Annotated in this window: 24 protein-coding genes and 1 pseudogene; 9 read left to right on the top strand and 16 right to left on the bottom strand. The window is 62.5% G+C overall.

The features are described 5' to 3' along the window. Nucleotides 1-64: 64 nt before the first annotated feature. A complete protein-coding gene (locus ACO07K_RS09055; RefSeq protein ID WP_422035594.1) occupies nt 65-1690 on the bottom strand; it encodes an ABC-F family ATP-binding cassette domain-containing protein in 1626 nt (541 codons plus the stop codon). A gap of 159 nt (nt 1691-1849) precedes the next feature. Here ACO07K_RS09055 and ACO07K_RS09050 point away from each other — a divergent pair, with 159 nt between their 5' ends. Next, entirely contained in the window at nt 1850-2092 is a 243-nt protein-coding gene (locus ACO07K_RS09050) for a type II toxin-antitoxin system Phd/YefM family antitoxin (protein WP_422035593.1), read from the top strand. Further along, the gene (locus tag ACO07K_RS09045) at nt 2092-2517 is read left to right on the top strand and encodes a type II toxin-antitoxin system VapC family toxin (RefSeq protein ID WP_422035592.1); all 426 of its coding nucleotides are present in this window, start codon (nt 2092-2094) and stop codon (nt 2515-2517) included. Before ACO07K_RS09050 ends, ACO07K_RS09045 begins: the two co-directional genes overlap by 1 nt. Nucleotides 2518-2834: 317 nt before the next feature. On the opposite strand, the gene ACO07K_RS09040 is transcribed toward ACO07K_RS09045, so the two are convergent. Next, a complete protein-coding gene (locus ACO07K_RS09040; protein ID WP_422035591.1) occupies nt 2835-3026 on the bottom strand; it encodes a DUF2256 domain-containing protein in 192 nt (63 codons plus the stop codon). Then, nucleotides 3023-4552, bottom strand: coding sequence for a cryptochrome/photolyase family protein (locus tag ACO07K_RS09035; protein WP_422035590.1), 1530 nt, complete (start codon nt 4550-4552; stop codon nt 3023-3025). The genes ACO07K_RS09040 and ACO07K_RS09035 overlap by 4 nt, the downstream gene beginning before the upstream one ends. 228 nt (nt 4553-4780) lie before the next feature. Here ACO07K_RS09035 and ACO07K_RS09030 point away from each other — a divergent pair, with 228 nt between their 5' ends. Then, a complete protein-coding gene (locus ACO07K_RS09030) occupies nt 4781-5788 on the top strand; it encodes a DUF808 domain-containing protein (protein WP_422035589.1) in 1008 nt (335 codons plus the stop codon). A gap of 231 nt (nt 5789-6019) precedes the next feature. Here ACO07K_RS09030 and ACO07K_RS09025 read toward each other — a convergent pair whose 3' ends face one another. The 4 genes and pseudogenes from ACO07K_RS09025 to ACO07K_RS09010 form a co-directional block, all read right to left on the bottom strand. Next, nucleotides 6020-9328, bottom strand: a complete 3309-nt coding sequence (locus ACO07K_RS09025; protein ID WP_422035588.1) for a DEAD/DEAH box helicase — start codon at nt 9326-9328, stop codon at nt 6020-6022. After that, nucleotides 9321-10121 (bottom strand): hypothetical protein, encoded by an 801-nt coding sequence (locus ACO07K_RS09020; protein ID WP_422035587.1) that lies wholly within the window; start codon nt 10119-10121, stop codon nt 9321-9323. The genes ACO07K_RS09025 and ACO07K_RS09020 overlap by 8 nt, the downstream gene beginning before the upstream one ends. 9 nt (nt 10122-10130) lie before the next feature. Then, nucleotides 10131-10310 (bottom strand): annotated as a pseudogene (locus tag ACO07K_RS09015) (GMP synthase (glutamine-hydrolyzing)); the annotation flags it as partial. 68 nt (nt 10311-10378) lie between these two features. Next, a complete protein-coding gene (locus tag ACO07K_RS09010; protein WP_422035586.1) occupies nt 10379-11203 on the bottom strand; it encodes an outer membrane protein in 825 nt (274 codons plus the stop codon). A 214-nt stretch (nt 11204-11417) separates the two neighbouring features. Here ACO07K_RS09010 and ACO07K_RS09005 point away from each other — a divergent pair, with 214 nt between their 5' ends. The 5 genes from ACO07K_RS09005 to ACO07K_RS08985 all read left to right on the top strand — a co-directional run bounded on the left by ACO07K_RS09005 (nt 11418) and on the right by ACO07K_RS08985 (nt 17259). Continuing rightward, nucleotides 11418-11684, top strand: a complete 267-nt coding sequence (locus ACO07K_RS09005) for a FitA-like ribbon-helix-helix domain-containing protein (RefSeq protein ID WP_422035585.1) — start codon at nt 11418-11420, stop codon at nt 11682-11684. Further along, the gene (locus tag ACO07K_RS09000) at nt 11681-12109 is read left to right on the top strand and encodes a type II toxin-antitoxin system VapC family toxin (RefSeq protein ID WP_422035584.1); all 429 of its coding nucleotides are present in this window, start codon (nt 11681-11683) and stop codon (nt 12107-12109) included. The genes ACO07K_RS09005 and ACO07K_RS09000 overlap by 4 nt, the downstream gene beginning before the upstream one ends. A 332-nt stretch (nt 12110-12441) precedes the next feature. Then, the gene (locus tag ACO07K_RS08995) at nt 12442-12924 is read left to right on the top strand and encodes a TSUP family transporter (RefSeq protein WP_422035583.1); all 483 of its coding nucleotides are present in this window, start codon (nt 12442-12444) and stop codon (nt 12922-12924) included. Between the two features lie 77 nt (nt 12925-13001). Beyond that, complete coding sequence (locus tag ACO07K_RS08990) at nt 13002-15128, top strand: heavy metal translocating P-type ATPase (RefSeq protein WP_422035582.1); 2127 nt, start codon at nt 13002-13004, stop codon at nt 15126-15128. Nucleotides 15129-15216: 88 nt separating this feature from the next. Further along, nucleotides 15217-17259 carry an FTR1 family protein gene (locus tag ACO07K_RS08985; RefSeq protein ID WP_422035581.1) on the top strand — a complete coding sequence of 681 codons (2043 nt, stop codon included), beginning with the start codon at nt 15217-15219 and terminating at the stop codon, nt 17257-17259. Nucleotides 17260-17342: 83 nt separating this feature from the next. Here the strand turns inward: ACO07K_RS08985 and lspA are convergent, their stop codons facing one another. Both lspA and ACO07K_RS08975 read right to left on the bottom strand, forming a co-directional pair. Then, nucleotides 17343-17732: a signal peptidase II gene (gene lspA / locus ACO07K_RS08980; protein WP_422035580.1), complete on the bottom strand. Its 390-nt coding sequence runs from the start codon at nt 17730-17732 to the stop codon at nt 17343-17345. Then, the gene (locus ACO07K_RS08975) at nt 17657-18670 is read right to left on the bottom strand and encodes a cation transporter (RefSeq protein WP_422035579.1); all 1014 of its coding nucleotides are present in this window, start codon (nt 18668-18670) and stop codon (nt 17657-17659) included. The genes lspA and ACO07K_RS08975 overlap by 76 nt, the downstream gene beginning before the upstream one ends. Nucleotides 18671-18743: 73 nt before the next feature. Between ACO07K_RS08975 and ACO07K_RS08970 the strand changes: the two genes are divergently transcribed. After that, nucleotides 18744-19139 (top strand): MerR family transcriptional regulator, encoded by a 396-nt coding sequence (locus ACO07K_RS08970; protein ID WP_422035578.1) that lies wholly within the window; start codon nt 18744-18746, stop codon nt 19137-19139. 19 nt (nt 19140-19158) lie between these two features. On the opposite strand, the gene ACO07K_RS08965 is transcribed toward ACO07K_RS08970, so the two are convergent. The 7 genes from ACO07K_RS08965 to ACO07K_RS08935 all read right to left on the bottom strand — a co-directional run bounded on the left by ACO07K_RS08965 (nt 19159) and on the right by ACO07K_RS08935 (nt 25404). Next, nucleotides 19159-20529 carry a TRAP transporter large permease gene (locus ACO07K_RS08965; RefSeq protein WP_422035577.1) on the bottom strand — a complete coding sequence of 457 codons (1371 nt, stop codon included), beginning with the start codon at nt 20527-20529 and terminating at the stop codon, nt 19159-19161. Nucleotide 20530: 1 nt separating this feature from the next. Next, a complete protein-coding gene (locus tag ACO07K_RS08960) occupies nt 20531-21085 on the bottom strand; it encodes a TRAP transporter small permease subunit (RefSeq protein ID WP_422035576.1) in 555 nt (184 codons plus the stop codon). A 954-nt stretch (nt 21086-22039) separates the two neighbouring features. Further along, complete coding sequence (locus ACO07K_RS08955; protein WP_422036647.1) at nt 22040-22417, bottom strand: c-type cytochrome; 378 nt, start codon at nt 22415-22417, stop codon at nt 22040-22042. A gap of 317 nt (nt 22418-22734) precedes the next feature. Then, nucleotides 22735-23175, bottom strand: a complete 441-nt coding sequence (locus tag ACO07K_RS08950; protein WP_422035575.1) for an MgtC/SapB family protein — start codon at nt 23173-23175, stop codon at nt 22735-22737. A gap of 520 nt (nt 23176-23695) precedes the next feature. Continuing rightward, the gene (locus ACO07K_RS08945) at nt 23696-24613 is read right to left on the bottom strand and encodes a cation diffusion facilitator family transporter (protein WP_422035574.1); all 918 of its coding nucleotides are present in this window, start codon (nt 24611-24613) and stop codon (nt 23696-23698) included. Nucleotides 24614-24672: 59 nt separating this feature from the next. Next, nucleotides 24673-25005: a zf-TFIIB domain-containing protein gene (locus ACO07K_RS08940; protein ID WP_422035573.1), complete on the bottom strand. Its 333-nt coding sequence runs from the start codon at nt 25003-25005 to the stop codon at nt 24673-24675. Nucleotides 25006-25059: 54 nt separating this feature from the next. Continuing rightward, a complete protein-coding gene (locus tag ACO07K_RS08935; RefSeq protein ID WP_422035572.1) occupies nt 25060-25404 on the bottom strand; it encodes a hypothetical protein in 345 nt (114 codons plus the stop codon). Nucleotides 25405-25447 lie beyond the last annotated feature (43 nt).

Below are 25447 nucleotides of genomic sequence, written 5' to 3'. Positions count from 1 at the left end.
GTTGTCATTCCCCGGAACGACGAACGAGGCCGGCGCAAGCCGACACTGCGCTGAAGAATTTCCGTCAGCCCGGGTGAAGGCCCGGCGCTTCCTTGCCCGTCGAGGACACGTACTCGGTGTAGCCGCCGCCATACTGGTGCACACCCTCCGGCGTCAGCTCCAGCACGCGGTTCGAGAGCGCGGCCAGGAAGTGGCGGTCGTGGCTCACGAACAGCATGGTGCCCTCGAAGTCCGCCAGCGCCGCGACCAGCATCTCCTTGGTCGCCATGTCGAGATGGTTGGTCGGCTCGTCGAGCACCAGGAAGTTGGGCGGGTCGAACAGCATCTTTGCCATCACCAGCCGCGCCTTCTCGCCGCCCGACAGGACGCGGCAGGGCTTCTCGACATCGTCGCCGGAGAAGCCGAAGCAGCCGGCCAGCGACTTCAGCGCACCGGTGCCGGCCTGCGGGAACGAGCTGTCGAGCGATTCGAAGATCGTCTCCTCGCCGTCCAGCAGGTCCATCGAGTGCTGCGCGAAGTAGCCCATCTTGACGCTGGCGCCCAGCGTCACGCTGCCCTCGTCCGGCTCGGCCGCACCCGCCACGAGCTTGAGCAGCGTCGACTTGCCGGCGCCGTTGGCGCCCAGCACGCACCAGCGCTCCTGGCGGCGCAGCCGGAGGTCGAGTCCCTGGTAGATCGGCTGCGTGCCGTAGCCCTTGTGGACGCGCCGGAAATTCACCACGTCCTCGCCCGAGCGCGGCGGCGCGCGGAACTCGAACCGCACCGACTGGCGGCGCCGCGGCGGCTCGACCTTCTCAATCTTGTCGAGCTTCTTCACCCGGCTCTGCACCTGGGCGGCGTGGCTCGCGCGCGCCTTGAAGCGCTCGATGAACTTCATCTCCTTGGCCAGCATCGCCTGCTGGCGCTCGAACTGCGCCTGGCGCTGCTTCTCGGAGAGCGCCCGCTGGACCTCGTAGAAGTCGAAGTTGCCGGAATAGGTGGTGAGCGTGCCGCCGTCGATCTCGATGATCTTGCCGACGATGCGGTTCATGAACTCGCGGTCGTGGCTGGTCATCAGCAACGCGCCCTCGTAGTTCTTGAGGAAGTCCTCCAGCCAGATCAGGCTTTCGAGATCGAGATGGTTGGACGGCTCGTCGAGCAGCATGCCGTCGGGCCGCATCAGCAGGATGCGGGCCAGCGCCACCCTCATCTTCCAGCCGCCGGACAACAGCCCGACATCGCCGTCCATCCGCTCCTGGCTGAACGACAGCCCGGCCAGCACCTCGCGTGCGCGCGCATCGAGCGCATAGCCGTCCAGCTCCTCGAAGCGCCCCTGCACCTCGCCGTAGCGCTCGACCAGCGCGTCCATGTCGCCGGCCTGCTCGGGATCGGCCATCGCCGCCTCGAGCCGGGCGATCTCGACCGCCAGCGCGCTCACCGGCCCGACCCCGTCCATCACCGCCGCGACGGCGCTCATGCCCGACATCTCGCCGACGTCCTGGCTGAAATAGCCGATGGTCATGCCGGCATCGATCGTCACCTGGCCGTCATCGGGCTGTTCCTGGCCCGAGATCATGCGGAACAGCGTCGTCTTGCCGGCGCCGTTGGGCCCCACCAGCCCCGCCTTCTCCCCCTTCTGGAGGCCCATCGACGCGTCGATGAACAGGATCTGGTGGCCGTTCTGCTTGCTGATGTTGTCGAGACGGATCATGGGGACCGGGGGTACGCGGGATGGAGCCGGCGGTAGTATCGGGGGGAATGCCGTCGGTCCAGTGACGGTAGCCCGCAGAGCGCCGAGAACGTCCGGAATGGCGCTGGAATCAGCCGCTCATCCACGCTACATGACCATCTAGATGGTCAGGAGCAGGTCATGGGTGTCATCACGCTCGCCAAAGCCAAGGCCCACCTGAGCGAACTGGTCGACCGGGTCGAGGCCGGGGATTCGATCGACATCACGCGCCGGGGCAAGCCGGTCGCCCGGCTGACCGCGCCCGACAGGCCGCGCAAGCGGGTCGACGCGGCGCTGCTGCAGGCTCTGACCGCGACCTTGCCGCCGCAGAAGCAGGATGCCGCGAACCTGGTGTCGGCGATGCGGGAGGGCGACCGCTACTGATGCTCTATCTCGACACCTCGCTGATCGTCGCCGCGCTTTCCAACGAGGCCATGACCGCGCGGGCGCAGGCCTGGCTGGGACAGCAGGACCCCGCACAGCTCCGGATCAGCGACTGGACTCTCACGGAGATGTCGTCCGCCATGGCCATCAAGGTGCGGACCGGACAGATCGATCTGGCCCAGCGGGCCACCGTGCTCGCCCTGTTCAACAAGCTCGTTGCCGAGAGCTTCACCGTTCTGCCCGTCACGAGCGCGCAGTTCCGGACGGCGGCGAAGTTCGTCGACCAACAGGCGCTCGGCCTTCGCGCCGGCGATGCCCTGCACCTCGCGACGGCATCGGAGCATGGCGCCACGGTGCACACGCTCGATCAGCGACTGGCGACGGCGGGCCCGGCTCTCGGTGTCCCCACGCAGCTGCTGCAGTAAGGCCGCTCGTCACCAACGGGGGCCTCAACCTCGAAGACTGAACACGGGACTGAATTTTTTCTGACGTGATCGACCGTCAAAGATCGGAATCGGTCCCTTCCCCATTCAAATGGGGAAGTGCCCCGTCATACGGGGCGAAGGGGTCATGGGCTGAGCGAAACTCAGCCCGAGAAGTGGCAGGACATTGCCTCGGCAATGTCCGGAAGCGCTGACGGAAGAGCGGTCACAGGAAGCCTCTGACCCCTCCGTCGCGTAAGACGCGCCACCTCCCCATTTGAATGGGGAGGCAAACGATTCTGCTTCGGTTCGGAAAGACCCTAGGGCACGCGCTCCGCCGCCCGCCCCTTGCGCCTCAGCTCGCCCTTGCAGCGGTCGGAGCAGGTCTTCACCTGGTCCCAGTCGCGCGCCCACTTCCTGCGCCAGGCGAAGGGGCGGCCGCAGGCGGCGCAGATTTTCTGCGGCAGGGTCGACTTGGTGTAGCGCTTCGCGGTCACAGGCTTTGCGGTCACAGGCCGGCCAGGAAGGTCGCGGCGCTGTCGGCGATCCGCTGCCGCTCGTCGGCCGGGAACTTGTCGTAGGTGCGGACCATCTGCGCCATGCGGGGATTGGTGCCGATCACGCTGCGATGGCGCGAGATGAAATCCCAGTAGAGCGCGTTGAACGGGCAGGCCTGCGGCCCGGTCCGCTGCTTCACGTCGTATCGGCAGCCGCCGCAATAGTCGGACATGCGGTTGATGTAGGCGCCGCTCGCCGCATAGGGCTTGGAGGCGAGCAGGCCGCCATCGGCGAACTGGCTCATGCCCACCGTGTTCGGCAACTCGACCCACTCATAGGCGTCGGCATAGACCGCCAGATACCATTCGTGCAGTTCGTGCGGATCGATCCCGGCCAGCAGCGCGAAGTTGCCGGTGATCATCAGCCGCTGGATGTGATGGGCATAGGCGTGCTCGCGCGTCTGGGTCACCGCCGCGCGGACGCACGCCATCTCCGTCGCGCCCGTCCAGTAGAAGCCGGGCAGCGGCCGCGTATGGCCAAGGAAGTTGGCTCGCGCGTAGCCCGGCATCTTCAGCCAGTAGATGCCGCGCACATATTCGCGCCAGCCGATGATCTGCCGGATGAACCCTTCCGCCGCGTTCAGCGGCACCCGCCCCGCCCGCCACTCGATCTCGACCCGGCGGCAGACGCGCAGCGGATCGAGCAGGCCGCAATTTAGATACTGCGCGATGACGGCGTGATAGAGGAACGGCTCGCCCGCCAGCATCGCATCCTGGTAGTCGCCGAACTTCGGCAGCGCCCGCTCCACGAAGGCATCGAACGCCGCCTCGGCATCGCCGCGGGTGACGGCAAACCCGAACGGCGCGAGATCGCCGAAATGATCGCCGAACCGCGCCTCGACCAGCGCCAGCACCTCCCGCGTCACGGCATCGGGCTCGAACGAAAGCGGCCGCGGCAGGAACAGATCCGCCTTGGCGGGCTTGCGGTTCTCGGCATCGAAGTTCCAGCGCCCTCCGGCGGGCGCGTCGCCGTCCATCAGCAGCCCGGTGCGCCGGCGCATCTCGCGATAGAAATACTCCATCCGCAGTTGCTTGCGCCCCGCCGCCCAGCGCGCGAACCAGGCGGTCGGGCACAGGAAGCGCTCGTCCGGCAGTATGTCCACGGGCAGCGCGAACCGCTCCGCCCAGGAGGCCTGCATCTGCCGGACCCGCCACTCCCCCGCCTCGGTGACGACCACCCGCTTAGGGCCATGGCGGGCGATCGCCTCGCCCAACTGTGCGGTGAAGGAGCCGCGATTGTGGCCTGCGTCCAGGGTCACGTACTCGACCGTCCAGCCCCGCCCGCGCAGTTCGCCCGCGAAGTGGCGCATGGCCGAGAACAGGAAGGCGATCTTCTTCTTGTGATGGCGCACGGAGCGCGCCTCGTCCCCCAGCTCCGCCATGAGCACGAGATCCCGCCCCGGATCGCCGGCCGCGAGGCTGGTGATCTCGGGCGTGAGCTGGTCGCCGAGGACGAGGATGAGGTTGCGGATGGGGGGCATGCGGGCGCTGCTGACAGATACGGTCGAAGCCCCTGCCCGGTTCACCGATCGGTCGCAGTGAGGCCTCAAAGCGTCGTCCGCCCTGCCTTGACCACAGCTTCGCCATCTCCCACCTAACAGGTCATCCCGGCGGCCCGCCGAGCCCCTTGGCAAAAGAGGAAATCCCGAAATGGCAGTGACGGGCCCCCTGGGCTGCTCTCCCCGGTCGCTTCGGCGTGCGGTGCGGCCATGAGCGTCGGTCTCGTGGCGCTGCTCGACGACATCGCGGCCCTGGCGAAGCTCGCCGCCGCCTCGATCGACGACATCGCCGGACAGGCGGCAAAGGCCGGCGTCAAGGCGGCCGGCGTGGTCATCGACGACGCGGCCGTCACCCCACGCTACGTCACCGACTTCAGCCCGGCGCGCGAGCTGCCGATCATCGGCCGCATCGCGCTCGGCTCGCTGCGCAACAAGCTCCTGATCCTCCTCCCCGCGGCCCTGGCCCTGGGCATCCTGCTGCCCGGGGCGATCACGCCGCTTCTGATGATCGGCGGGGCGTACCTCTGCTACGAAGGCGCGGAGAAGCTCTACGAAGTCGTTTTCCCGCACGCGGCGCAGGCTCACGAGGCGATGATCGAGCCGGTCGCCCTCGATGCGCGGACCCTCGAGGATCAGAAGATCGCGAGCGCCATCAAGACCGACTTCATCCTCTCGGCCGAGATCATGGCGATCACGCTGGCCGCCCTGCCCGCGGACGGCTGGCTGAAACAGGCGATCATCCTCGCCGTCGTGGCCGTCGGCATCACCGCCGCCGTCTACGGCGCCGTGGCCCTGATCGTCAAAGCCGACGATTTGGGCCTGGCGCTGGCCCGGCTGTCTCCGGCATCGGCGCTTGCCGCGCCGTTGCGCGTCGCGGGCCGCGCGACCGTCGTAGTCATGCCGTATTTCCTGAAGGCGCTCGCGGCAATCGGCACGGCGGCGATGATCTGGGTCGGCGGCGGCATCATTCTGCACGGGCTCGACGCCTATGGCCTGGGCGGACCGACGCATATGCTGCACGACGCCGGCGCTGCCGCCGCGCGCGCCGTTCCCGTGGCCAAGCCGGTCGTCGCCTGGGCGGTGGAAGCCGCCGGCTTCGGCGTGGCCGGACTCGTCATCGGGCTGCTGGCGATCCCCTTGACCAGCCGCGTCCTGTCGCCGCTCTGGCGCCGGGTCAAACCGCTGAGCCGCCGGATGCTGTCGAGAGGCCGGGCCTGACGGCGGCACGCGATTGCCGTCGAAGGAATAATCCTTTGCAAGTGCTCAGCTGGTCACGGAGGACGAGGATGAGGTTGCGATTGGGCGGCCTGCGAGCGCTGCAGACAGGCACGGCCAAAGCCTGTGCCCGGTTCACTGCCGAAAGGCGCCGTAGATCGAGATGTATCCGGAAATCCACGACCTTGACCACAAGATCCTGCTGGCTGGCAGCGCCTGCGAGCAGGCCACTGACTATTGATCTTCAAGTAGCGCGAGATTGTGCGCTGTCCGAACACGCGCCAACGTATCCTCGAAGCTTTCATAATCGTCACCCGCCAGAATGTGCGCTTTGATCTTAACGAAGGCAGCACGCGCCGCCGGACGCGAACGGTCGCTCAAGTGCACGGCATTGGCGAGTAGCTCCGCGCTCGTGCATCCTTTACGCACGACGCCGCTCAACGTGAGAAGGTTCGTTGTGATAAGGAGCTCCTCGCCCGCAGCAAGCGCCTTGGCTGCTAGAATCCTCGCCGGTAAGCCTGCAACGAAAGCCAAGTCAGCGGTTAGGCGAACTGCAAAGTGGCGCGCCGTTTCGCAGGTTTTGATGTCTTTCTCGTCAGTTCCGATCGCACGTTCGAGATCACAGAGAGGCTCCCCGGCCATCCACGCTCTGAGGAGCTTTTTGATTACCGGAAGGGCTTGCTTCGCCTTCTTCGTATCACTGCCCAAGGCGCGATAGTCGGTACCGAACAGCCCCTCAATATCATTGGGCCGAATCAGTTGTAGCAGCCATTCCGGTCGCTTCTCGATCCACTCAAACAAGGTCTCGATACAGTCAGTCGCTGTGCCCCCAAAAGCTTCGGCCTCTACCAGCTCAGCGAGACTGGCGACAATCTCGTATGGCAACCCTGCAGACGCGGCGACGCGCTCCAGCCATGTGAGTTCCTGCTCGGGCGTGAGTGCATTGCGGCGAGCCAAGGCTGACTTGATCCGGCTCTCGATCCACTCCTCTTTGCCTGCCTGCCGCATGCGATAGGAAGCGAAAGATCGCCCGATAAAAGCTTTGGCAGGTTCGTCTGGCGCGTCCCCATCGCCGATCGGTAAGCGGGAAAGGAGATAATCCTCATTCCCTTCATGCAACCCCATGTGAATACGATCAAGCAGGCCTGTAAGCGGATCGTCGATCGTTAGGCATTGGTCCGACTGCGAGAATATTCCCTGAAGAGTCATCCAATGACTTGCAATATTACTCTTCGCGTCATCGATATTGATGATCTTGCTCGGCACAACCAGAACGAAGCCTTGGCCGCCCTCGCCTGCGCGCCCTGCGCGGCCTGCAGCATTAAGCAGCTCATGGGCATCAAGCTGCTTCATCTTATCGCCTTCGGCGTCCCATCGGCTATCGCCAGCGATTAGCACTATGTCGCTGGGCAGATTCATGCCTTGTGCGAGCGTCGAGGTCGCGAATAAGGCATCGATACCGTCACGCCGCTTGAACAGCGATTCGTGAAGCAGTCGCTCCTGTTTCAGAAGCTGTGCATGATGGCTGGTAGCGGCGCCCTCAACCATGCCCTTCGAGTCGAGCTTCAGGTAGCAGTGATCCGGACCACCCAGTTCTTCCTCAACAACTTTGCGCCAAGCCCGCTCCTCATTTGTTAATTCCGCACGACGCTTGGGCAGGAGTTCGCGGAAGTACCTCACTGTGGACTCGGCCGCGATGGTACTTTGGACGAAGGTCAAGGTCTTAAGGCCGTCCTCCGCCGCCGCAGCAGCAATTGTCGCTGCAACTTTGTTGCCGTTGGGAGTCAGATACCAATCCTTGGTCCATTTGCTTACGCTGGTCGCAAAGAGGGTGGGCTCGTCAAGCAATGTCATCAGCGCGTAGTCGCTGCGGTTGCGTGTCGCCCAAGTCTGGCGGAGACAGAAAAAGGCGAGCGGTCGCGCGGTGAGTTGCGCCTTGAGCTTGGCTGGAACGCCCTTCGTCTTCGCTTTCGCATGCTCGGAAGCAAGCAATGCTTCAAGCTCGGTAACGCGGTCGGCGCTATAGGCAACGCAGCCGCGCGCCTGCCGCGTCGGCTTCCAGGCGAGATCAAGCGGCAGACAAGGACGCCCGGTTAGCTCACCGACCCACCCGGCAATTTCCTCAGCATTTTGCATCATCGCCGAAATCAATAGGAGGTCAGCATCCGGCGCTGAGTGCGTAAGGTTCAAAAGGCAAAGCATCGCGTCGATGCATCGCCGACTGCGGTCCGCTTCTCGCGGGTGCAGAAGGTGGCACTCATCAAACACCACTAACCCGACGCCGGCAAAGGCCTCGGGCTGTAATGATTGGAGCATCAAGCAACGTTCGGGCGTCGTGACGATGATCTCGGGCAGCACAATCGCATCTGAAAAAGTAATCTCCTCGTCGAGATCACCGAAAACGCTAAAGTCGGTAAAAGCGTTCTGGAGCGTGAAGGCGGTCTGATCGACCAGAGCGAGGGTTGGAGCAAGCACAACGACCTTGCCGCCTGCAAGAAGCGCCGCCGCGATCTTCAGTTCGGCGAGGGTCGACTTGCCTCCACCCGTCGGGAAGCTAACGGCGGCAGATGTACCTGTGGTAAGATAGCCCTTGTCGAGCGCTGCTCGGTGGTTGCGCCATAGATAGGGGCGCTTGCGCGCGGCGCGTCGAACAATGCGCCACCATCTGTTCCCATTGATGCCAGACGGGCCACGCACCCGGCATAGGCTAGCCTCTGCCAAATCACCGGAAACGGCGAGCAGCAGCTTCGCGACGTGGAGCGGGCCGGGAAACACGCTGACAGCAGATGGCCCGTCAGAATCAAAGACGCCTTCGATCGGCGCGATGCATAGATCTCGGACTTGTGCGAAGATTGTTTGAGCTTCTGATAGTGCCGTCACCCCGGGATCATCGCCCGGACGGGCAAACAGTTCCCGGGCAAGCTGTATGACCCCAGTGTGCAGCCGCCGCAATAAAGCATCGACTGCGCGCCCAGCGTCACTCCGATCGATTGGGCTTTCGTATTCAAGCTCACCGTCGTTATCGATGATGGATTGCACCCGACCTGCCGCAAGATCGCCGATCGCGCGAATCAGCTGCGCTTCCGCAGTATGGTCCGCAGCGTTAGTGACCAAGCGCTTGGCCATTTCTGCGGCATCGCTCTGCGCGTCAGCAATAAGAAAAAGCAACGTACCACAAACCTCAGGACCCGCGCGGATTGCGTCGATATAAGGCAAGCGCTTCTCATCATCCGCCGCAATGATCTCTGCCATCAGACATAGTTGGTGCGCCGTGCCTGCCACGAAGGCCGCCGCCGCTCGATCGGCGCGTTCGGGCTCGGTCGCAACCAGCAGCTCCTGCGTCGCTGCGAGGCGCCGCATTTCGTCTAGCAACGCAACTAGGGCCTCACTGCGGTCCTCAGAGACAGCCCCGCCCCGCAATCGCACGCGCGCAGCGACAATCTCAGCGAAGACGTTGGTGAATCGGCGAGGCAGTTCCTCCAAATCAAGCGCTTCTAACGGCGGTGCTCGGGCTATCAAATCTATTGTGACTGGGTCAAACATCGTCGCGCCAGTCCTCTATCCGCCTGATCGCCCTGGCCGCGAACCTTTCCATCCAATCGCGTAGCTTCGGAATGCACATGGTTTCTGCCTGGCGTCTTTTTTGGTCGCCCGGCGCTACAGTATCGAATCCCTTAAACAAGGCTTCCCGCTCTTCATCATCGTCATGGCTGTCGTCGGCAGTGATGGCGACGCGGTAGTAGCGGACTTCATCCCAAAGAATTGTTTCGACTGCCGCATCGATGTCCAAGTTAGGATACCGTAGTTGATTTGCCTCAAGGATCGCACCGGTCTCTTGAACAAGCTCGGGCATGCGCTCGCCGCGCTCCAATGCACGAATACCCTTCCAGACGTCACCGGTGACCGTCGAGCGCGGATTCACTGTTGCTTTGTCTTCGAAGATTACAACGGCTGTAATCTTGGCTCCGGCAGCGTCGAGCTTCAACTGCATGCCGTCGAAGCCCTTGTGCGCGAGTATGGAGTGGGGCGCGCGAACTACAGCGCCAGCGTCATGTCGGTGCGCGGCGATCCACGAAATCGACTGAAAGATCCACCCATCACGATGGTAGGGATCTGCGCCGTCTTTGACAGTCAACATTTTGATCGCGCCTTTAGCCACGTCGTCGCGAGTCGTAGGGGCTTCCTTGTCTATACCAGCGAGAATAGTAGCGACGTGACGCGACTGACCTAGGGCAAGCTGCGCCACCTTGGCGGCGAGGTCGCGCTTATCTGCTACTATCCAGCGTGAGCCGTGACATAGCTTGCCGTGGATTACGGGCGTTAAATCAAGCGGCATGCCTGCTTTCTATTGCCTCCGCTCTCTTTCCCGCTCAATCGTCCCAGGCGGATTACTCGTGATGTCGTATGTCACGCGGTTCACGCCCCGCACTTCGTTGATGACGCGGTTGGCGACGCGGCCCAGGAAAGGATGGCAGTTCACCAAGTCGGCCGGCAGGCCAAGATCGCGGCCAAGCGCCCTTACGGCAGTCGATCCTATTGCAACATCGTCAGGGAATTCGCACTTAGATGGAGTGTCGTCTGCGGTCATATTGCTCAGAACTTAACCTGCAACCCAGCGACGAACAAACTATAGGAGTGGCGCCCCAGGCTCACCGTCCAGGAGTCCGTCGGCAAGTGAGGGGGAAGCGTTTCGCCGAACGTGTACTGCGTGGGATTGATGGAAAGGTGCCTGTACTCGGCGAACAGGAGCAGGTTCCTGGCCACCTCCCCTTTCACGCCCGCCTTGAATTGCATCGCGAAGGCCGTCGCCGACGCATCCGGGCCTGAGTCGAAATGATTGATGCCGGGCTCGCCGGGGTTCGTGGAGTTGGCCCCCTGGATGGAGATGCGCGCCACGCCCGCGCCCACGCCGAGATAGGGAAAGATCTTGCTGGACCAGGGCGTCTGGACGGTGAGAACCGCGTTCGCGAGCACGACGCCGACGGTCATGGGAAGCGTGACGTACTGCGTTCCCAGGACGCTGGGGGTGATGGGCATGTCGCCGACCGGCGATTGCTGCCCGACGTAGAGCCCCTCCAGCTCGGCGGCGGGCTTCAGGGCCCATTCCGATGGCCCGAAGGTCTGGCGCTTCCCTTCGTAGCCCGCCTGGAGGCCCAGCACGCCAACGGGCTCGCCGCCGGTCTTCCCTTGCGCATCGACGCCGACCCGCGTGTTCAAGGGGCCGGGAAGGTAGAAGCCCCCTTCCTGCCGCGCGCTCATCGACGAGGCCGTGCCGGCACCGCCGAACAGTCCGATGTAGAAGCCCTGCCCGCTCGTCGTATCCGACGCGATGCACGGGCTCGAACTGAGCGAACAGATGAGGGCGAACAGAGCGCTCGACCGATTTTTCAGGGGCTGCCTCTCCCCCTGGCCCGCCATGATAGCCCGGATTGCGCAGCACGACGCTCCCCTCGCTGCCGCTCCGGATCCCGTTTCGAACCTGCGTCCTGGTGCCATTTTTTGGGATATAAACGAAATAACCGAAATAAACGAAACAGTCGAAACGGATGTCGCACCCTCTCTCTTCGCTTGAAATACGATATCAATGACCCCATTGTGATATCACTGCATCGAGCCAACGGGAGGGCGATCCATGGCGGCCGTCACCATCCGCAATCTCTCCGAGGAGACCCATCGCGCCCTGAAGATCAGGGCGGCGCAGCACAATCGCAGCACGGAAGCGGAGATTCGCGCGATCTTGGAGCAGGCCGTGCGGCCGGAGGGGCGGCTGCGGCTCGGCACGGCGCTGGCGGAGATGAGCCGGAAGATCGGGGTCACCAACGCCGACGTCGACGCGCTCGGGGAGGCTCTCGGCGAGGCCCGCGACGGCACGCCGGCCGAGCCGCTGCGCCTGCGATGATCCTGCTCGACACGAACGTCATCTCGGAGGCGATGAAGCCTGAGCCGGATCCGGCGGTCCGTGACTGGCTCGATGAACAGACGCCAGAGACGCTGTATCTCTCCAGCGTGACGATCGCCGAGCTCACGTTCGGCATCGGCGCCCTGCCCGAGGGTCGCCGCAAGGACGGGCTGGCGGCCGCGCTGGAGGGCGTGATGGCGCTGTTCGGCGCGAGAATCCTGCCGTTCGATACGAAGGCGGCGCAACGCTATGGCGATCTCGCCGTCCGGGCGCGGGCCGCCGGACGGGGCTTCCCGACGCCCGACGGCTATATCGCGGCGATCGCTGCCGCGCATGATTTCGCGGTGGCGACGCGCGACGCAGCTGCGTTCAAGGCAGCCGGTCTTGCCGTGATCGATCCGTGGACCGCAACCACCTCAGCCTGAGAGGCTGGCCGGAAATGAATTGAATAGCTTCAAGCACTTACCTCATCCTGAGGAGCGCCGCCCCTCGAGTACCTCGGGGTAAACTCCACGGCGCGTCTCGAAGGATGGGCAACAGACGCCGTGCGCGTGCCCACCCTTCGAGACGCTCACTGCGTTCGCTCCTCAGGATGAGGTCGGTGCTCGGCTCGGGATGAGCGCCACGGGCGCTCACTCCCACTCGATTATTTCCTAGTCTCATAGGGCATTGATTTATCACATAAAACAAATTTTCGAACACGACCATACCGTCAGCGACACCGTCAGAAATTTGCGATGCTGAAAACATTGGCTTTTTGGGCCGGATACCCGAAAAGCGCCTTCCGCCGTCTATCGCCAGCCTTGGCCAAACGGCGGACCCAGACTCCGTTCAAGCCAATCCTGCCTTTTCCCCGCGAGAGTACGCCGAGGATCATCGTCGCCCTCCGAATTATACCGTCACGACGCGAAGCCCGCCTCGCCGGCGCTGGTTGCTGGGCGGCGCGGCCGGACTGCTGTCGGGCCTGACCGGCGTGGGCGGCGGTGTGTTAGTCGCCCCTGCCCTGATCGTCTTCGCGTGGACGTCACCACGCCAAGCCGCGGCGCTGTCGCCGCCGTTTATCCTGGGCGGCGCCCTGGCCGCGCGACAAACGGTGGCCGCAGAGCTGCCCGTCTATACTGGCGCCGCGCTCGTCGGCGCGGCCCTGGGCAAGATGATCGGACGGCGCATTCTGTCCGGACGCACGACACGCTTCGTGCTCAGCGGGATTCTTCGGGTCGCGGGATTGTGCGCCTGCTGACGCGCGGCTAGGCGCCGACACGGCGATTTATCGACACGCAGGCAAGCTGAATTTTCGATGCTATAACTGGAAGCGCCATGACCATTCCCTTGAAGTTGCACGTCGGCGGCATGGATTGCGCCGCCTGCGCGACCAAGATCGAGAACGCCATGAAGCGGCTTCCCGGCGTCACCGACATTTCGGTGAGCTACGGGCAGGAGCTGCTTTCGGTGACCCTCGACGAGGATCGAACCTCGCGAGCGGTCATCGAAGGCAAGATCCGGGCGCTGGGCTACACGCCGGCCGGCCCCGATGCGGCGAGAACCCCGGCCAACAACGCGCAGCCCGCAAGCATTCCGTGGTGGAGGTCGCCGCGCGGCGGGCTGGTCATCGGCACCGCGGCGCTGCTGGCCGTCGCCTACATCGTCTCACACATCGAACCGTCATGGGCGACGTGGGCCTATGTTGCCGCCACGGCCATCGGACTGGTCCCCATCGGGCGGCGTGCGATCGTGGCCGCTCTGTCCGGGACACCCTTCAGTATCGAGATGCTGATGTCGGCCGCCGCGCTCGGCGCGGTCGCGATCGGTGAAGCCCCGGAAGCCGCCCTCGTGATCTTCCTGTTCTCAGTTGGCGAGCTGCTCGAGGGCGTCGCATCGAGCCGCGCCCGCGCCGGCATCAGGGCCTTGATGGACCTCGTGCCGCGCACGGCCCGGCGGCTGCGCGGGTCCGACGTCGAGACCGTGCCCGTCGAGGCGCTGCAGATCGGCGATGTCGTGCTGGTCCGGCCGGGCGACCGGGTGCCGTCGGACGGCGACGTGATCGACGGCACGTCCGGCGTCGACGAGGCGCCCGTGACTGGCGAATCGGTGGCCGTGCTGAAGGAGCCCGGCTCCACCGTCTATGCCGGCAGCATCGGTATCGATGGCGAACTACAGGTCAGGATCAGCCGCACGACCGCCGACAACACGATTGCGCGGATCATCCATGCGGTCGAAGAGGCGCAGGCGACCAAGGCGCCGGTGGCCCGCTTCATCGAGACGTTCAGCCAGTGGTACACGCCGGCGGCGATGGCCGTCTCGTTGCTGGTGATCGTCGCGCCGCCGCTGTTGTTCGGCGCCGACTGGTTCACCTGGATCTATCGCGGCCTGGCTGTTCTCCTCATTGCCTGTCCCTGCGCACTTGTAATCTCGACGCCGGCCGCGGTCGCGTCCGGCCTGGCAAACGGCGCCCGGCGTGGCCTCCTCATGAAGGGCGGCGCCGCGCTGGAGACGTTGAGCAAGGTAAAGACCGTCGCGTTCGACAAGACCGGCACGCTGACGCGCGGCAAGCCGCAGATCACCGACATCGTATGTCTTGCAGGCGAAGAGAACGAGATGCTGGCCAAGGCCGCCGCCGTCGAGCGCGGCTCCAGCCATCCGCTGGGTCTCGCCCTCGTCGCCGAAGCGGAGCGGCGCGGGCTCGACATTCCCCGCACCTTCGGCGGAAGCAGCGTCACGCCCGGCAAGGCGGTGACGGCGCGTCTCAAGGCAGGCTTCGTGTCTGTCGGATCGCCACGCCATGCCGCTGAGAAGTCGGCGCTCACGCCGGATCAAGCGGGCCGGGTCGCGGCGCTGGAGCAGGCCGGCAAGACGGTGGTCGTCGTCCTGCAAGGCGGCCAGGCGCTGGGAATGATCGCGCTGCGCGACGAGCCGCGTCCGGATGCGCGTGCCGGCCTTGAGAGGCTGCAGTCTCTCGGCGTGCGCTGCGTCATGCTGACCGGCGACAATGCACGCACGGCCATGTCGATCGGCAGCCTGCTCGGCCTCGACGTGCGGGCCGAGCTTCTGCCTGACGCCAAGCTCGCCGCGATCGCGGCCTACCGCGCCGAGGGACCGATTGCGATGATCGGCGACGGCATCAACGACGCTCCGGCGCTCGCTGCCGCATCGGTCGGCATCGCAATGGGCGGCGGCACCGACGTTGCGCTGGAGACCGCCGACGTCGCCTTGATGAAGGAACGGATCGAAGGCGTGGGCGAGCTAATCTCGCTGTCGCGGGCGACCATGCGCAACATCTGGCAGAACATCGCCCTCGCGCTCGGCCTGAAAGCCATCTTCCTGGTAACGACCCTCGTCGGCAGCACACCGCTCTGGATGGCGATCCTCGCTGACACCGGCGCAACGGTGCTGGTCACCGCCAACGCCCTGCGGCTGTTACGCTACGGTCGTCGAAGCCCGGACTGAAGGTCGGCGCCACGCCTTCCCTGTGTCGAGGGCACTCGACCACACGCCACGCGGTAGATGTCATGTAGTCAATACGTCGCAGACCCTCGTGGACAAACCTGCCATCACGCTTTTGCGGCATACTCTTGTGGCGCGAAGCTGGCACACCGGGTCACGCGACCGTTTGTACCGATCTGATATTTGTCCACGACCATCCGTACGGAAGCAGGCGATTATGTTGAGTCCTAGAATAGCGGCATTTGTACTGCTGCTCGTCAGCCAATTCTTCCTGCTTGGAGCCCGTGCCGACACTGCACCAGCACTGACGATCTGGCGTCTGCTCGACTACATGGCAATCGACTATGGCGGTGCGGTCCGAGACGGCGTTGTCGTCAGCAGCGAAGAATACAAGGAGATGGTCGAGTTCGTCGGGTCGGTGACGGAGAGGCTGGAAGGGTTGCCGGCGTCCGACGCCAAGAGCGATCTTCGCAAACGTGCCGTAGAGCTTCAGGGGGCCATTGAGAACAAGGAAAAGGCCGAGTTGGTCGCCGAACTAGCGCGCAATCTGGCCGCGGACCTGATCAAAGCCTATCCCGTGCCGCTGGCGCCTGCCGTTGTGCCGGATTATACGGCCGGGCGCGTCCTGTATGCCGAGCATTGCGCGAACTGTCATGGTGCCAGCGGCAACGGCAAGGGACCTGCAGCAGCCGACCTCAAGCCCCCTCCCATCGACTTCACCGATAAGGAGCGCGCCATCGAGCGTAGCCTCTTCGCACTCTACCAAGTGATAGAGCAGGGCCTCGACGGCACCAGCATGGCGAGTTTCGCGCAGTTGCCGTCCCAGGACCGCTGGGCACTTGCCCTTTATGTCGGCTCGCTGGCCTTTCCCGCTGCGGACGCCACTAAAGGGCAGCAGCTCTGGCAGAGTGACGAGGACCTTCGCCAGCAGATGAACCTGACCAACCTGGTCGGCGAGCGGCCGGCGGTGCTGGCCAGTCGTGTGGGCGACGAAAAGGCAAGCGCCCTTCTGGCCTATCTTCGGCGCAATCCGGCGGCCGTAATACCCTCGACCAACGCCTCGCTTGCGCTCGTCCGCACGCGGCTGACCTCTGCAGTCCTTTCCTACGAAAAAGGCGACCGTCGCGCTGCGACGGACTTTGCCCTGTCCGCCTATCTCGACGGCTTCGAACCCGTCGAGCCTTTGCTCTCGGCGCGCAACAAAGACCTCATGATCAGCATTGAAGGCGCCATGGGAGAACTGCGCGCCGCGATCGGACGCGGAGCAACTGTGGACGCCGTTCGCACGCAGGCAAAAACAATCGACGGTCTAGTGGACCAAGCCGAAGAGGCGCTCGACCCCCGCCATGCGAGCAGTGCATCGAGCTTTTTCGGCGCCTTCACCGTGCTTCTCCGCGAAGCCCTCGAAGCGCTCTTGATCGTGGTCGTCATGCTGACCATGTTGCGCAAAGCCAACCGACCGGAAGCCACTCGATATGTTCATGGCGGGTGGATCGCGGCCTTGGCCGTCGGCTTCCTCACGTGGGGCCTCGCCACGTATGTGATTTCGATCAGTGGCGCGGATCGCGAGCTGACCGAGGGCTTCGGATCTCTCTTTGCTTCCTTTATCTTGCTATGGGTCGGGATCTGGATGCACGGCAAGAGCCAGGCCGGCGAATGGCAGCGCTACATCCGTGACAAGCTCAACCGCGCACTCTCACGCGAGTCGATGTTGGGTCTGTTCGGGCTGACTTTCGTCGTCGTCTATCGCGAGGTCTTCGAGACCATCCTGTTCTGCGCCGCCATCTGGGACGAGAACCATGCCGGCGCCGTCCTTGCCGGCGCGGCATCGGCTATTGCCATGCTTGCAATCATAGCCTGGGCGTTGATGCGCTACAGCCGTTCGTTGCCGATTGCCAAGTTCTTCGCATTCAGCTCGATGCTGCTTGCTGTCCTCTGCGTCGTGCTCGTCGGAAAGGGTATCGCAGCCCTGCAGGAGGCGGGCTGGATTCCCATTGATCAACTGGCGGGCGTTATCCGCGTGGATTTTCTCGGACTATATCCGACCATGCAGGGCGTCGCTGCCCAGGTCGTGATGGCGGCCTTACTGGCAATCGGTTTCTGGCAAAACCAGCGTCGCGCGTCGGCCACGTAATAACCATTATTCCTCTGGCATTGCGATTCACCCTTCAGCCCGGCGAGCGCTGAATCGTATCAACGCACCGTATTCTTCGTTGTTCAGTTCGCAGGTTCACGCCGATGCTCTTCCCGCGTTCTCCAGAGCAACAACGCAAGACCGCTCACGATCGAAATGTCGGCGAAATTAAACGCTGGCCAATGGTACATGCCAACATGGAAGTCGAGAAAATCGGTGACGGCGCCGAACCGCATACGGTCCGTAATGTTGCCGAGTGCACCGCCAATAGTCAGACCGATAGCGGCGGCATCCAACTTCCGGTCGGTGCGCCACAGCCAGACAGAAAGGCCCGCGACGGCCAAGAGGCCAGTAATCGCCAGCGCCCACCAGGGAAGGTTGGCCAACAATCCGAAGCTCACGCCGCGATTGCGCACGAGGACGAGATTGAAGACCGGCAACACCTCGATTCCCGCTTCCAGCCGCGGCCCCATTGAAATGGCGATGGCCTTGCTTGCCTGATCAACCATGGATGCAGCAAGCGCGCAGCCAATGCCGACGCCCTGCACCGGCCGCATTGGGCCGTGCGACCAGCCTGCTGCAGGTCGGCGCGTGCGTGGCCAATGATGGACCAGGCCGAGTGAAGGAAGAGCCCGGCTATCACCGCAGCGACTACGAGGTCAGGCCACGGCGTCCCTGTCCACCATACGAGTGCTGCCGCAACGACGACGGCCGCGTTGCCAATGGCGTCGTTGCGCGAGAACAGCCAGACCGCCTGGACGTTCGCGTCTCCGGTGCGATGGGGAATGAGGACGAGAGCCGCAGCGACATTGATCGCAAGCGCAACCGCGCCAAAAATGCCCATCAGTTCGGCATGGGGTTGGCTGAGGACCAGCACGCGGTATCCCGTGAACGCGATCACGCCGACGCCCAAGGCCGCAAGAAAGATGCCCTGCAACAGGGCCGCACTCGCCCTGGCCCTCAGTCCCCATCCAATGGCGATCAGACCAAGAAACGAGATCAGGCCGTCGCCCAGGAAATCGAGAGCATCGGCCTTGAGCGATTGCGAGCCGGCGAGGAAGCCGCCGACAATCTCGATTGCGCCGTAACCGACGTTTAGAAGGATGACGATCCAGAGGGCACGCTTGTAGGCCGGCGTCACATGGGAAAGGTCCGGTACCTTATCGTCGTCGTCATCTGCGCCAAGCTTCGTGAGTTGGTAGCCGAGACCGGTGATCGTCCGTTCAAGCTCCGGCAGCGATGCTCCCTTATCTCCCAGCTTGAGCGTCATCTCCTGTGAGGCAATCGAAACCCTGACATCGTCGATCCCGGGCAGCTTGCGCGCTGCGCCTTCAATCTTCGCTGCGCACGAGGAGCAATCCATGCCGGTTACGCGATAGCGCACCGGGCGTTCAAGGGTTGTCGCGTCCATATCGCTTGTCCTTTGTCCTGCGTCGCGCGATCATACCTCCTGTAGTAACTACAGGAACAAGAGGTCATCTGCGATGATGCCTATCGGTACTCTGGCCAAGCAAAGCGGCGTTCATATCGAGACGATCCGCTACTATGAGCGTGTCGGCGTATTGCCGAAGGCCCTTCGCGCCGCCAATGGTCGCCGGATCTATGGCCAGCAGGATGTGAGAAGGTTGGCGTTCATCCGCCACGCGCGCGACCTTGGCTTTGAACTGGCCTCCGTGCGTGCGCTGCTCGCCCTGCAGGAGACGCCTGAATTGTCCTGCAAGTCCGCGTCGGATTTGGCGTCCGCTCAACTGTTGGCGGTTGAGAGCCGATTGAGCCGATTGAACGTACTGCGCGACGAATTGAAGCGAATGGTACGTGGCTGCAAGAACGGCCGCGTCATGGATTGTCGCGTGATCGATGCGCTCTCGACGATGGTTTAATTCTTCAGCTCCTCCCGTTTCAATTGTCGGCGGGTGGGCCGGGCAACTCGATGGTTATGGGTCCCGTTGGTGGCGCGGCCGGCGGGCGCGTCACGATCTGGGGAAAGGCGATGAGTAACCCCACCATCAGGATTAGCAGCGCGAGAAACGGCACCGCTCCCCAATAGATTTGCGACGTCCGAATCGTAGCGGGCGTTACGCTGCGTAGATTGTAGAGCGCGATCCCGAATGGGGGATGCATGAACGAGGTCTGCAGGTTGACGGCCAGCAGTACCGTGAACCAAACCATGTCGATGCCATGCTGCCGCGCCAAGGGAGCGATCAGCGGCAGCACGATGAAGGCGATCTCGAAGAAATCCATGAAGAAAGCAAGGACGAAAATCGCAGCATTGACGAATACGATGAAACCAAGCTGGCCGGCCGGCAGATGGGCGAAGAGCGATTCAATCCAGAGGTCGCCGCCGACGCCGCGAAAGACCAGTATGAAGAACGAAGCTCCCAACAACAGGAAAATGATGCCGGAGCAGAGTATCCCGGTGACATCCAAAGCCTGCCGGAGGTTGCGGCCGGTCAGCTTTCGGCTCGCCAGGCCCACTAGCAAGATGGCGCAAACACCGATGGCACCGCCTTCGGTCGGTGTCGTGACGCCGAAGTAGATTGCGGCCAGCACCGCCGAGACGATGACCAGAGGTGCACCAGCCGCCCGCAGCACTTCGACGAGTATTTGCCATCGCGTCGCGGCTTCATCCTCCGGCGCGGGCGGTGCCCGTTTCGGAAAGCAGCGCGTGGCAAAGAAGATGTAAAGCAGATATAGCGCGATCAACAGCGCGGCCGGCAACAGCGCGCCGCGGTAGATCTCGAGAAGTGACACGTCGAGCTGTTCGGCGAGGATGATTAGAACCAGGCTGGGCGGAATGACCTGGGCGAGAGTACCGGCTGCGGCGACCACGCCCGTGGCAAGTCGCGGATCGTACTTCGAGCGGAGCATCACCGGTAAAGCCATGAGCCCGATGGCGACGACGGACGCCGATACAAATCCCGTAATCGCCGACAGGGCCGCGCCGACGATGATCGTTGTATAGGCGAGTCCTCCGGAAAGTCTTCCGAACAGGCGATTGAGTGCCACGAACATATCCTGGGCGATGCCTGTACGTTCGAGCAGCATTCCCATGAAGATCAGCAGCGGTAGCGCCAGCAGGTTGTCGTTGTTGAATACGCCCTGGATCCTGAAGACCATGTTGATGAGGAAGGCAGGGTGGAAGTGGCCTGTCGTGACGCCGATGATTCCGAAAGCTCCACCGACCGCTGCCAGGGTGAAGGCGACCGGAAATCCGAGGAACAAGGCCAGCACGAGGCAGAGGAACATGGCAGGCGCGAGGATCTCGCCCATGTCAGCGCTTCTCGATCAGCATATTGCGACGCACGGGCCGTGGCAGAACGCCTCTGATGCACGCGACGCAGCGGATCGCCTCGGCCACGCCTTGCAGGCCGAGCAGGAGGAAGCCGGCGGGAATGAAGCCCTTTATGATCCAACCGGGAATCTCGCTCGTGCTTTCGCGGGTTGCCCGGCTCTCGCCGGAGAGAATAGAGGTCAGAAACTGCGGAGTGCTCACCCATACGAGCACCACGCAGACGGGAAGAAGGACCAGGCAAATGCCGGTAAGATCGAGCCACGCAAGTCCGCGCTCGCCAAGCCGTTCCGTCGCGATATCGATACGGACGTGCTCGTCGCGCTGGAAGGTATAGGCCGCCATCAGGAGGACCGTGGCGGCGAAGAACTGCCACTGGAGGTCGAACGCCGATGAGTAGGCGATGGAAAGCAGTTTCCGGCTCAATGCATTTAGGGTGATGAGGATGGCATTGGCGAGCAGTCCCCATCGCACGACCTTGGCGACAGTCCTGTTCAGCGCATCGATTTTATTGGCGATATCAAGCAGGTGTCGCATGATCCGCTCCGGGCACTATGGACATAATGCGTCCTGTAGCCCCTACAGGATCAAGACGGAATGCTGTATGTGCCTCGCTGAAAGTCTCTAGGATCGAACTGCGACCGGCTGCGCGCGCCAGCTTGCTGCTGTTTCGAAGGCGAACAGCAGAAAGAGCGGAGAAAAAGTACGTAACATGTCTTTCTCCCTCGAATGCGGAAAATCGACGAAGGAGACTGGTCTACGAGGCGGAGGATTCTGCCGGTACCGAGTGAATGCTGGCCCTTTCCGTGACGCCCCCCACGAAGCAGGCGGCGGTGACGATCGAGTGCAAGCGGCGGGCAATACTCTCCCATGGCAACGCCAACCTGCCCCGGGACAGGTGACCCCGCTATCGATGGCTGTCTGTCGTCACGATACGGGCACGGGACTCACTCGGCATGAACGCCGATCACGGTTGAAAGAACGCCCGCAAGCCCCCCAACAACAGCGGGGTCGCAAGCGTGCGTGTTAAGAACACGATGATGTCGAGCATACGTCGATCTGGGCTCACTGGCAGAACCGCAACCGCGTGAACGACGGTCGCACTGTCGATGCTGTCTAAGGTCTCGGCCCCACCCAGTGTGCGCAGCGATGCGACGATCCGCTTCGGCCGCCCCCGCTCGTCGCCGTGGCGCCGATGCCGTCGATAAGCTTCGCCGCGATCGTGGACTTCCCTGGCTCGACTAGGTGTTAGCTTGCGATTTCCTGGTGACGTTTACGGCGCGATCGTATGGCCACTTCACTGTCGATCATGTCAGGTGCGGCTGGCGACATCGAGGCCGTGCGACGCGTCACGACACTCGCGGCGCACTCCTCCCTAAGCGTGCGGGCGGCCGCCCCCGGTCGTGGGCTGCGCGTTCGGCCACGGGCGCTCAAGACCTTGCCTTACTCTGCAACGACGGATATCCGGCGAGAAAAGTTCAGCACGTTAGTTCAGTGTGGAGTCGCCCGCCAAAACGCTAAACTCCTGCGCGTTTGGCGGGCCTGAACCTCGACAGGCCATGTGCTCTTCACGTATGCCAGCGCGGCGGCAATATCCCCATCTCCGATCGGGCTTTCAAATGCAGGCACGTCGGCGCCAGACTTAGCCGGATATGCGCCATGCCCTGATTTCACGATCACAAATAGTTCTTTGTCGGTAAGTCGCCAAGCTCGCCCAGAAGCATTAAGCAGGGGCAGCGACAGCATTCCGCTTCCTAAGTGCTCCGACGACTCAATCTGCGCCTGAAGCAACTCAGCGTGACAACTTGCGCAGGCCTGCCGAAAAATGTTTCGACCCTCAGCGACTTGCACTTCGTTGTTTGCATCCATACGGGGTGGGTTCGCTCTTCCAATAAACGAGTTGAAAACAAAAGCGGCTACAATGAGCGCTCCAGCGCCTACAGCCAAGAAAGCCATGCGTTCCCATTTAGACGATGTACGCGGCTTCGCTCGGTAGAGACGCCGCATGCGCCGCAACGCTCGCCGATTGCTCATATTGCGTCCTCACCCGCGAGAAGCGGAGCTCTGGCTAACGGCAATGCTCGCCGTCAATCTGCAACTCAGCTTGTCCATCCACCATTCGGTATCGCGTCTTAGGCGTCTGAGGTGCTGATAAAGGCTATCCAGTAGATTGCTTTGCAAGATACCTACTCGCTCTCACCATTCTCTTGGCGAGCAACCTCCTTTAGGGGGGCGAGATAGCGCAAGGTCAGGTAAACGACACCGCTCAACATCGCCGCGATATCGTAAAGTCCGTAGCCCACCGCCGCGCCGAGGGCACCGGTCGCCCATAGACTTGCTGCTGTCGCGGTTCCGAGCGCCTGCACCCCATGCTTCAGGATCGCGCCGCCTCCGATAAAACCCACACCCGTAATAAGCCCCTCCAGGATTCGTGCCTGGCCTGCCGATTCCTTGCCGAGCACACCGACTGCCACCAGTACAAAGCCGCAAGCGGCCATTGCAACGAGAGGAAAAGTCCGAATGCCAGCGCTGCGCTCTTCGCGCTCACGATTCCAGCCAATGGGAAGCGCAAGAACATAGGCGACTGCGAGATTGATCAGGTGAGACAACGTCTCCCAGCTCGCCATAGATGAGATCATATCTCGGCCGCCAGCTGGCAATTAGCTAGTGCCTTCCGTGACAACCCTCGCGAGACTTTCATACGATTAGCCTTCCACCTTTGATGCCAGCAGCGAGACATACTTGGCATTGGATAGCGCGAACTATGGGCGACAGTCGTGCCGTCGGACGATCGAAAGCAAGGTGCCGTTGGCAGCGAATAGCGCCACGAGATCCTGAGATTCTGTGCGTTGGGAATGATCTTTCAGGTACCACCATTCAGCCCAGGTAATGCCACGCAAGGTGTCCCTGGTTTTGAAGGGTTTACCCAATAGTCGAACCGCATCCCCAAGCGTCGATGAGCCCGGCACCAGCCGGTCTGCGAGCGACGGCTCAAATTTCGTTCCGATCTCCCGCGAACAACCGCAAGCAGCCAAGAGAAGGAGGGTCGCACCAACTGCAACGAAGGCCTTAGCCATCCTTTCAGTGCGCTTCGCGCCGACACCGCCAGCAACCAATCGGCCATCGACAAGAATATCGTGTGGCATCCTAAAACCTTCGTGGTCCTTCAGCCTCGCGGAGGACCTGGTCTTCGATCTGGAACGTTGTGTGTTTAATGTCGAAGGTCGCTTTCATACTTTCGTTTGCAGCGACCAGAACCGCCCTTGCTTGGGAAATGTCAGCTACCACAAGGTGACTACTAATCGCGTCGATCCCAGACGTGATTGTCCAGACATGCAAATCATCGACAGCGACCACGCCGGGGATCTCTTTAAGTGTGCGTTCCAGTAGCGCCATGTCGATTTCGGGAGGCGTCCCCTCCATTAGGATGTGGATCGCCTGTTTCAGTAAAATCCAGGTGCGCGGGACAATGAACAGACCAATGCCGGCGCCGATGATAGGATCGGCTAGCTTCCATCCCGTGAGCATGACGACGATCGCGGCGACGATGACCCCGAGCGAGCCAAGCATGTCGCTCAGGACCTCGAAGTAGGCACCTTTCACATTGAGGCTCGTCGATGAGCCTGCCGACAACAACTTCATGCTAATTAGATTGACCACGAGCCCAGCCGCCGCGACCGCCAACATGGGACCGCCCAGAATGTCAGGCGGATTCAAGAAGCGCTGATAAGCTTCGAAGCAGATATATACGGTCAGCAGAAGCAGAATGACAGCATTGGTCAGCGCTGACAGCACCTCCATTCGAACATAGCCATAGGTCTTCTGCGGTGTTGCTGGACGCTCAGCAAAGCGAATAGCGATAAGCGCCAAAACCAAGCCGCCGGCGTCTGTCATCATATGTGCAGCATCGGCGAGCAATGCGAGGCTGCCGGTCCATAGCCCTCCTATTACCTCGATAGCCATGAAGGTGATCGTGAGAGACAGAGCGCCGACAAGACGTCCCTTGTGCTGAGCTGCAGCGGTACCGGCGGCCAGTGCCCTAACAGGCGGATAACCTGCGGTCATACTCATCCCCTTAATCAGTGTATCGCGTTGCTCCGCCAAGTGCCATTTCTCGACGGCACTCAGTCGAACAAGCGACTAAAGAATGATTCGCGCCCACCGCCTTGACCGTGGCCACCGCGACGTTTGCCGTGCCCAGACCCGTGACCACCAGCGTTTCCGTCGTTTGAGGCATACGACTGACTCCGCGGTGAGGCGGATTGCACAACCCCTCGATTTTCCTCAGAGGTAGCACGCTCAATGATCTTGTCGAGTTCTCCCCTGTCCAGCCACACACCTCTGCATTTAGGGCAGTAGTCGACCTCTATTCCCTGGCGCTCACTCATGACCAAATCAACTCTGCAAGCAGGACAAAGAAGTCCTTCGTCGCCAACAGGCGTCGCCGTATCTGCCATTGCTCTCTCCTCGATCTGTAAAGCTACAATGCGAACTCAGACTGGCCGGGCATGTCACTGCGGAAGTGATGGATCGTCGAACTGACCTTCAAAATACTTGCCACCAAGCATGCCTTTCATCGTTCCGCCGATGGGACGAGCTGTAAGTTCGGCGGTACCGGTGCGCCCATCGCTGCAGGTAACAGCGACAGAACCTGTCTTCTTCTCGTCGAGATGCCAGCGACCATCGCAAATCACGCCGCCACTACTCTGAAGCGCCACGGCGCCCCCAAGCCCATCGGTTCGCCGGCTAAAAGTGCCCGAGAAAGTCTCGCCATCGACCGTTTGGCCCGTGACCGGAACCGTTCCGCTACATCCGGCAAGCAGCAATAGGGTCAGTCCGCAAAACAAGCGCTTCATCACATCCTCCACTGTCGTGCTTCGGCGAAGAACCCTTCCTCGG

Origin of the sequence: Reyranella sp. (genome assembly GCF_965228225.1) — a bacterium.
Classification (GTDB): domain Bacteria; phylum Pseudomonadota; class Alphaproteobacteria; order Reyranellales; family Reyranellaceae; genus Reyranella.
The sequence above is the reverse complement of the archived record's forward strand: the minus strand, read 5'-3'. Positions and strand labels throughout refer to the sequence as shown.

Excerpts from the sequence above, each read along its gene's own strand:
- ACO07K_RS09055 (WP_422035594.1), bottom strand. The coding sequence starts at position 1,690 with ATGATCCGTCTCGACAACATCAGCAAGCAGAACGGCCACCAGATCCTG.
- ACO07K_RS09050 (WP_422035593.1), top strand. The coding sequence starts at position 1,850 with ATGGGTGTCATCACGCTCGCCAAAGCCAAGGCCCACCTGAGCGAACTG.
- ACO07K_RS09045 (WP_422035592.1), top strand. The coding sequence starts at position 2,092 with ATGCTCTATCTCGACACCTCGCTGATCGTCGCCGCGCTTTCCAACGAG.
- ACO07K_RS09035 (WP_422035590.1), bottom strand. The coding sequence starts at position 4,552 with ATGCCCCCCATCCGCAACCTCATCCTCGTCCTCGGCGACCAGCTCACG.
- ACO07K_RS09030 (WP_422035589.1), top strand. The coding sequence starts at position 4,781 with ATGAGCGTCGGTCTCGTGGCGCTGCTCGACGACATCGCGGCCCTGGCG.
- ACO07K_RS09025 (WP_422035588.1), bottom strand. The coding sequence starts at position 9,328 with ATGTTTGACCCAGTCACAATAGATTTGATAGCCCGAGCACCGCCGTTA.
- ACO07K_RS09020 (WP_422035587.1), bottom strand. The coding sequence starts at position 10,121 with ATGCCGCTTGATTTAACGCCCGTAATCCACGGCAAGCTATGTCACGGC.
- ACO07K_RS09010 (WP_422035586.1), bottom strand. The coding sequence starts at position 11,203 with ATGGCGGGCCAGGGGGAGAGGCAGCCCCTGAAAAATCGGTCGAGCGCT.
- ACO07K_RS09005 (WP_422035585.1), top strand. The coding sequence starts at position 11,418 with ATGGCGGCCGTCACCATCCGCAATCTCTCCGAGGAGACCCATCGCGCC.
- ACO07K_RS09000 (WP_422035584.1), top strand. The coding sequence starts at position 11,681 with ATGATCCTGCTCGACACGAACGTCATCTCGGAGGCGATGAAGCCTGAG.
- ACO07K_RS08990 (WP_422035582.1), top strand. The coding sequence starts at position 13,002 with ATGACCATTCCCTTGAAGTTGCACGTCGGCGGCATGGATTGCGCCGCC.
- lspA (WP_422035580.1), bottom strand. The coding sequence starts at position 17,732 with ATGGGGCCGCGGCTGGAAGCGGGAATCGAGGTGTTGCCGGTCTTCAAT.
- ACO07K_RS08975 (WP_422035579.1), bottom strand. The coding sequence starts at position 18,670 with ATGGACGCGACAACCCTTGAACGCCCGGTGCGCTATCGCGTAACCGGC.
- ACO07K_RS08970 (WP_422035578.1), top strand. The coding sequence starts at position 18,744 with ATGATGCCTATCGGTACTCTGGCCAAGCAAAGCGGCGTTCATATCGAG.
- ACO07K_RS08965 (WP_422035577.1), bottom strand. The coding sequence starts at position 20,529 with ATGGGCGAGATCCTCGCGCCTGCCATGTTCCTCTGCCTCGTGCTGGCC.
- ACO07K_RS08960 (WP_422035576.1), bottom strand. The coding sequence starts at position 21,085 with ATGCGACACCTGCTTGATATCGCCAATAAAATCGATGCGCTGAACAGG.
- ACO07K_RS08955 (WP_422036647.1), bottom strand. The coding sequence starts at position 22,417 with ATGGATGCAAACAACGAAGTGCAAGTCGCTGAGGGTCGAAACATTTTT.
- ACO07K_RS08950 (WP_422035575.1), bottom strand. The coding sequence starts at position 23,175 with ATGGCGAGCTGGGAGACGTTGTCTCACCTGATCAATCTCGCAGTCGCC.
- ACO07K_RS08945 (WP_422035574.1), bottom strand. The coding sequence starts at position 24,613 with ATGACCGCAGGTTATCCGCCTGTTAGGGCACTGGCCGCCGGTACCGCT.
- ACO07K_RS08940 (WP_422035573.1), bottom strand. The coding sequence starts at position 25,005 with ATGGCAGATACGGCGACGCCTGTTGGCGACGAAGGACTTCTTTGTCCT.
- ACO07K_RS08935 (WP_422035572.1), bottom strand. The coding sequence starts at position 25,404 with ATGAAGCGCTTGTTTTGCGGACTGACCCTATTGCTGCTTGCCGGATGT.